General features: G+C 39.5%; 5 protein-coding genes and 1 pseudogene. 2 read left to right on the top strand and 4 right to left on the bottom strand.

Going from position 1 to position 5,813, the window contains the following annotated elements; all coding sequences use genetic code 11:
* Window positions 1-674: 674 nt before the first annotated feature.
* The gene (gene mqo / locus ACOI1C_RS22185) at window positions 675-2,183 is read right to left on the bottom strand and encodes a malate dehydrogenase (quinone) (protein ID WP_422512815.1); all 1,509 of its coding nucleotides are present in this window, start codon (window positions 2,181-2,183) and stop codon (window positions 675-677) included.
* 313 nt (window positions 2,184-2,496) lie between these two features.
* On the opposite strand from mqo, the gene ACOI1C_RS22180 reads away from it, so the two are divergent.
* The gene (locus ACOI1C_RS22180; RefSeq protein ID WP_422512814.1) at window positions 2,497-2,781 is read left to right on the top strand and encodes a recombinase family protein; all 285 of its coding nucleotides are present in this window, start codon (window positions 2,497-2,499) and stop codon (window positions 2,779-2,781) included.
* A gap of 556 nt (window positions 2,782-3,337) precedes the next feature.
* Here ACOI1C_RS22180 and ACOI1C_RS22175 read toward each other — a convergent pair.
* The 3 genes from ACOI1C_RS22175 to ACOI1C_RS22165 are packed head-to-tail and all read right to left on the bottom strand — an operon-like array spanning window position 3,338 to window position 4,839.
* Window positions 3,338-4,168 carry a hypothetical protein gene (locus ACOI1C_RS22175; protein ID WP_422512813.1) on the bottom strand — a complete coding sequence of 277 codons (831 nt, stop codon included), beginning with the start codon at window positions 4,166-4,168 and terminating at the stop codon, window positions 3,338-3,340.
* Between the two features lie 54 nt (window positions 4,169-4,222).
* Entirely contained in the window at window positions 4,223-4,573 is a 351-nt protein-coding gene (locus ACOI1C_RS22170; protein ID WP_422512812.1) for a relaxase/mobilization nuclease domain-containing protein, read from the bottom strand.
* Window positions 4,540-4,839: a plasmid mobilization protein gene (locus ACOI1C_RS22165; protein ID WP_422512811.1), complete on the bottom strand. Its 300-nt coding sequence runs from the start codon at window positions 4,837-4,839 to the stop codon at window positions 4,540-4,542. The genes ACOI1C_RS22170 and ACOI1C_RS22165 overlap by 34 nt, the downstream gene beginning before the upstream one ends.
* Before the next feature lie 656 nt (window positions 4,840-5,495).
* On the opposite strand from ACOI1C_RS22165, the pseudogene ACOI1C_RS22160 reads away from it, so the two are divergent.
* A pseudogene (locus tag ACOI1C_RS22160) lies at window positions 5,496-5,795 on the top strand (helix-turn-helix domain-containing protein); the annotation flags it as partial.
* Window positions 5,796-5,813 lie beyond the last annotated feature (18 nt).

Genomic DNA, 5,813 nt, shown 5'->3' with positions numbered 1-5,813 from the left:
CATCTAACCTTTGACTGAAAGTTGCCGCTGATAGGTATCCATTTTTTTGGGCAAATTCATCCCATTCCTTGATGGTTGGGAATCCGTTGTTTTTTACATACGTTTTAAATATCTCCTTTTCCCTCTCCCACCGCTCAATCGTTTCTTTTCTGGTGCCTTTTGTTATATTCATATTACCTCCTATTACCATAAATAAATCGATAGGAATATTCTGTCTATTTACACTGTTAATATAAATATATAGAAGTAGGTATTTTTTTGTCAAGAACCAGCATTTATTACAATGTTGTACCTTACGCGATATGGTAGAAAAACTAATGTCCCTGCTTAGTTGAAGGAACGTAAATCTAGTTATAGGTTACAAATAGTAATAAGGGGGGATAAACATAAAGAATTATTTATGTAATATCCTCATGTGAATATGCTTTTGACTCCTATGATTATAATGACTACAATCCTTACACGGAGGATTTCGATGGTGATGGAATCAAAGGCGATAGTGATGACAATGACTTATATCATAAGTACGGTAAATAGAAGTACAAAAGAAAACTTAGACCATAAAGATTAAAAATTTCAGTTTTGGAGTAGAAGTCTCATAAGTAACTGAATTATAGGTTCTTACCCATAATCATTTCAATGATAGTTAATACCTTGTTTCAACATCCAAAGAATTAACTATTGATCGGTTCTTTTTCGCTTAGACCAAGCGCTAGTGCTGTCGAAGTATGAATTTCTTGAAGAAGCTTTGGGTTTTCCGCAAGTGATGTGCCATAAGAAGGAATCATTTCTTTTATTTTCGGTTCCCACTCTTTCATGTATAGCGGGAAGCATCTATTAATTACCTCAAGCATAACGTGAACAGCAGTAGAAGCACCTGGAGAAGCACCTAGTAAGGCTGCAATCGAGCCATCAGCTGCCGTAATAACTTCGGTCCCAAATTGAAGCGTTCCTTTACCGCCATCGGCAGTGTCTTTAATAACTTGTACACGTTGACCCGCTTCTACAAAATCCCAATCATCAGTATTAGCGTTCGGGATAAATTCTCGTAACTCTTCCATGCGCTGTTCTTTCGATAACATCACTTGCTGGATCAGGTATTTTGTCAATGACATCTCTTTTGCGCCTGCCGCCAACATAGTTAAGACATTATTCGGTTTTACGGAAGTTACTAAATCGAACATTGAACCTGTTTTTAAGAACCTTGGTGAAAAGCCGGCAAACGGTCCAAATAGTAACGATTTCTTCTTGTCGATATATCTCGTGTCAAGGTGCGGAACAGACATTGGAGGTGCTCCAACCTTAGCTTTTCCGTATACTTTTGCATGATGCTGCGCTACAACATCCGGATTATTACACACCATAAATATTCCACTTACCGGGAATCCTCCAATACGTTTTCCTTCAGGAATACCGGATTTTTGAAGTAAATGAAGGCTTCCACCCCCGCCACCGATAAAGACAAACTTTGCAGTATGGCGTTCGACGTTACCGCTATCGTTTCGTACATTCAATTCCCATGAGCCTTCGTTAGTACGTGTGATATTATCAACGCTATGATTATAATTGATATCGACATTTTTACTCTTTAAGTGGTCAAACAAAATGCGCGTTAAAGCACCAAAGTTGACATCCGTTCCAGAGTCGATTTTTGTTGCCGCTATCGGTTCATTTAATGGACGATCTTGCATAATAAGTGGAATCCATTCCGACAGCTTTCCAGGGTCAACAGAGAATTCCATCCCTTGAAACAGAGGATTACTTGACATTGCTTCAAAACGATTCTTTAAAAATGCTACATTTTGTTCCCCTTGTACCATACTCATATGTGGCAACGGCATGATAAAGTCCTGCGGATTACTTATCATCTTGCTGTTTACAAGATAAGTCCAAAACTGCATGGAAGTCTGAAACTGTTCATTAATTTCAATAGCTTTGCTAATATCTATAGATCCGTTTGGTTTTTCAGTTGTGTAGTTAAGCTCACACAACGCCGCATGCCCGGTTCCTGCATTATTCCATTCGTTAGAGCTTTCCTCACCTGCATTTTCGAGCTTCTCAAACACTGAAATTTCTAATGTAGGTGCTAACTCTTTCAATAGTGTCCCTAAAGTCGCACTCATGATTCCAGCACCAATTAGGATGACATCTGTTTTAGTTTCTCTATTACTCATTTTTACCATATCCTTATACTCTGAAATTTGCAGAAAGGATGTAGGAGTGACTAGTCACACACCTTTTCTGTTTCAACTATAACCAAATCGTGGTGTACTATGATTTTTCATAGATTAATATATCTACTATTATATGATAATAGTAACATATTTAAAAGATGGTAATAAGTGAGAAGTTCGACGGTGAACCTTATCATAAATGTTTCTGTGTTAGTCCCCTTTCCTTCCGCAAATTATAAATTAACCTTCCCAAGCTTCCCAATTATTAGTTGGAAGCCATTCTATCCAGCGATCAACGATTATTGATCGAGTTAAGATGGGAATGAATCAGCCTGCAAAACAGGGAAAGTGGAATGGCGGCATTGTACTAGGTTATGATGTCGCCGATAAGGAATTAATTGTTAACAAGGAAGAAGCATCTATTATTCAAGAGGTATTTAACTTAGCGAGTAAAGGACATGGCTATAAGAAAATTGCTTATGATCTAAATAAGCGCGGTTACAAAACGAAGAAAAAGAAGGAGTTCTCTGTTGGTTCAATTAAGTTCAGATTACAGAAGAGAAAGTATCCTACAAAGAAGGTAGACAAATCAAAAAGATTAACTTAATGTTCGACTTTACAATAGAGGCTCTTCAAGGAAGTCCAGGCACACTTGTAAGCCAAATGTGTGAAGTAAACTGTATAGCACCTGTGGATCTATCCTTTATGAACGATCCTGGCCATAAAGAAATGACGATGAGAGAAGCACTCGCCTCCCTCAACGTATGTTCAGGATTTCTGATAATAAACTTTATCAAGGAGGGTATTAACATAGAAATCCATCAACTTCAATCTTTTTAAACAGTGGCCGAGTTGAATAGTTTTAAAGGCCGCTCAGACACTTCAGTACTCACAGGCATCCATAACTGATCATATTCAGTAACTCGAAGATGAAATTGGTTCTCCTTTATTAAGGACAATTGAGGAAGCGGATGGAGAGTGTATTATTTTTAGTGCGAATCATTGTGTGTTAAGGCGTTTCTACATTACTTAATCAAATTCCTTTTCAATTTTTCTAAATTAGCTCAAAAAAAGATAAACCGTAAAAGACAGCTCCGACCAATACTGCTGTCGATCCCGAATATTTTAAGACATCGATCCATTCATTCACTAGCACACTTTTTCTAGCGTTCCGGACCATGGTCGATGTCTTTTGAGCTGTTTCTTCTAGGCTTTGGTTTGCTTTCATCGTCATGTTGCTGATCTCTGTTTGTACGTGATCGCTCATTTTCGTGGTTTCGCTCTGCATGTTCTGCTGTATTGTCCCTAATTGGGTGTTGAGTTGACTTTGAATTATCGATAGTTGCTGAATGGTTTTCTCGTTGTTTTGGCTCATGTGATTCGTTGAATCGCTTAAGACCTTTTCCAATGTCTCTTTGTTGGCTATCAAGAGTTTGATTTGCTCGTGTAACAAGGTCTTCAATTTCAGTTGAATTTCCTCGCTGGTGTCCTTGATCTCCGTTAATTCCTGATCGAAGGTGTGTTTCCCTATTGCTCGTTTGTCCATATCCGTTGCGATGTAGCTTTTGAGAAGATCCATCATCTTGGAATTGCCCTGCAAATTCAGTTCGAGTGAGTGGAGCAGCTGATGATTCCTTTCCATTTCCTCGTTCGTTTCTGGCTTCTGACGATCGTCTTCCACTATTTTCTCTCTCAATGCCATTGTGTAACGTCTCCTTTTCGTACGCCAATCCTAGCGTTTTTCCCCTGACAAAGCGTTCATAATCAGGGTGTTTGAAACTGATGTTCTTCTTTGTTATTTTCGTCTCAAATCCTTGTTCTTTTAACTTTTTCGCAAGATCAGGGAGACTTGTGGACGCCTTTTTCAGCTGATCGACTTGTTCTCTGATCTCGTCTTTCCAACTGGACTGCCCTTTTTGTATTAATTCTCTTTCTGCTAAGGTGTATCGGATTTCTGCAGAAGGCTCCGTTACAACCGACAGGCCCCGTTCCAAACATAGCTGATCACTCTGTTCTCTTATGTTGTACAGGTCTTTTTTGGTGGATTGTTATTTTTGACCGTTTTCATAATTAACCGAGTTAATGACAATGTGATTATGAATGTGCTCTTTGTCGGTATGGGTATACACGACGACTTCATGACCAGGCGCCACTTTTAACGCTAAATCTTTTCCGATTTCATTTGCTTGTGCTTGATCCACTTCTCCTGGTTTAAAGGATTGAATCACATGGTGCGCTTGAATGCCGGTATTCTTGCCCCGCAGCTCGCGTGTGGCTTTAAATTGTGCTTTGGCATATTCAGGTGAACAATCAACCCCCGACCGTTCCTCCGCTCGTTTTTCAGCGTAGGAGATCAGCTTATTGGCTACTTTTGTATTGCCGAGTTTAATTGTTGCCATAGATTATGCAACTCCTTTTCAACTGCCTTTATTTCATCCGATTCAATCGTTCCTCCTGTATTCGATTTTTTGGCGATCTGATTGACGTTGTTGCCAATCTTCCGTAATTCTCGTGCGATCTCGAGCGCCCCTTCTCGATCGATCTTCGGTGGCCGCACTCGCAACCCTTGTGCCTTTTCTTTCACGAAAGAAGGCACACTCATCCCAGCCTCTTTCGCCAGCTGCTCCAGTTTCTGAAATTCGTGGTCGTCCACACGAAACTTCACCTGCCGGTTCTCTTTCCTGTTCTCGCCCAAAATCTACCGACCGCACCTCTAAATGATATCCATTTTCCAAATGGAAGAACCGTTCAAAATCGTTCGTTCCTCTCCGGTTGTATCACTGGTTCTAGAGGGTAGGCAAGCTTCGTAAATGGTACCCATTTACTGACTTGTTGGGGGGCTCCCCCAATCCCCAATGATTAAAATCAACAACTTTTTCGCCTGTTGGCTCAAACCAAAAGCTCTCCCGATCGTGCCGATCTATCGTTCTTTTTTAGATCAAAAGGATTCGGCTGCCACTCCAAATTTGGAGTAGCAGCCGCACCTAATCATGAAGTTTACTTAGCGAGAGCATATAGGGGTACCGTCAGGAAAATGCGGATATACAGCGGTAAGCCGTTATCCAAAGTGAACTTTTACTGTTTTTACAACGCTAACATATTTGAGACACTTTGAAGCCTTGTTTTTAAGGTTTTTAGTCTTATATCAATAGGGTAGACTTTATTGATATAAAACTAAAAACCTCGTTGTATCAACACTTATATCCTTATCGTTGTAAATTGTCAAAATCCTGACGCTACCCCTACTAGATGCGCCTATAACTATCTTTACATTGACTAGATACTCTAATAATACTGAAAAGTAGGAAGGCGATGAACACGGTGATCTTTGGGAAGCGATTAAAAGAAGAACGCGAAAAAAGAGGTTGGTCACAAATTGACCTTGCTGAAAAAATCCATGTGAGTCGTCAACCAGTTTCAAAATGGGAAACTGGTAAGAACTATCCTAATATCGAAGTAATTATTGATTTGAGTGATTTACTCGGTATTACGGTAGACGAATTATTAAGGAGTGACAAAGATTTGGAAGAGAAAGTGATTCGCGATAGTAAGCAACTAGCGCACCCGAAATGGAAAATTTTTTTTGACAGTGTGTTTTTATTAGGGGTATTTTTATTACTATATATTAGGCAGTAAAGG

This window comes from Bacillus sp. DJP31 (genome assembly GCF_049310945.1).
Classification (GTDB): domain Bacteria; phylum Bacillota; class Bacilli; order Bacillales; family SA4; genus Bacillus_BS.
Note: the sequence above shows the minus strand (reverse complement) of the source record. Positions and strands in the feature narration are given on the sequence as shown.

Coding starts and splice junctions, on each gene's coding strand:
- mqo (WP_422512815.1), bottom strand. CDS start 2,183: ATGGTAAAAATGAGTAATAGAGAAACTAAAACAGATGTCATCCTAATT.
- ACOI1C_RS22180 (WP_422512814.1), top strand. CDS start 2,497: ATGAATCAGCCTGCAAAACAGGGAAAGTGGAATGGCGGCATTGTACTA.
- ACOI1C_RS22170 (WP_422512812.1), bottom strand. CDS start 4,573: ATGGCAACAATTAAACTCGGCAATACAAAAGTAGCCAATAAGCTGATC.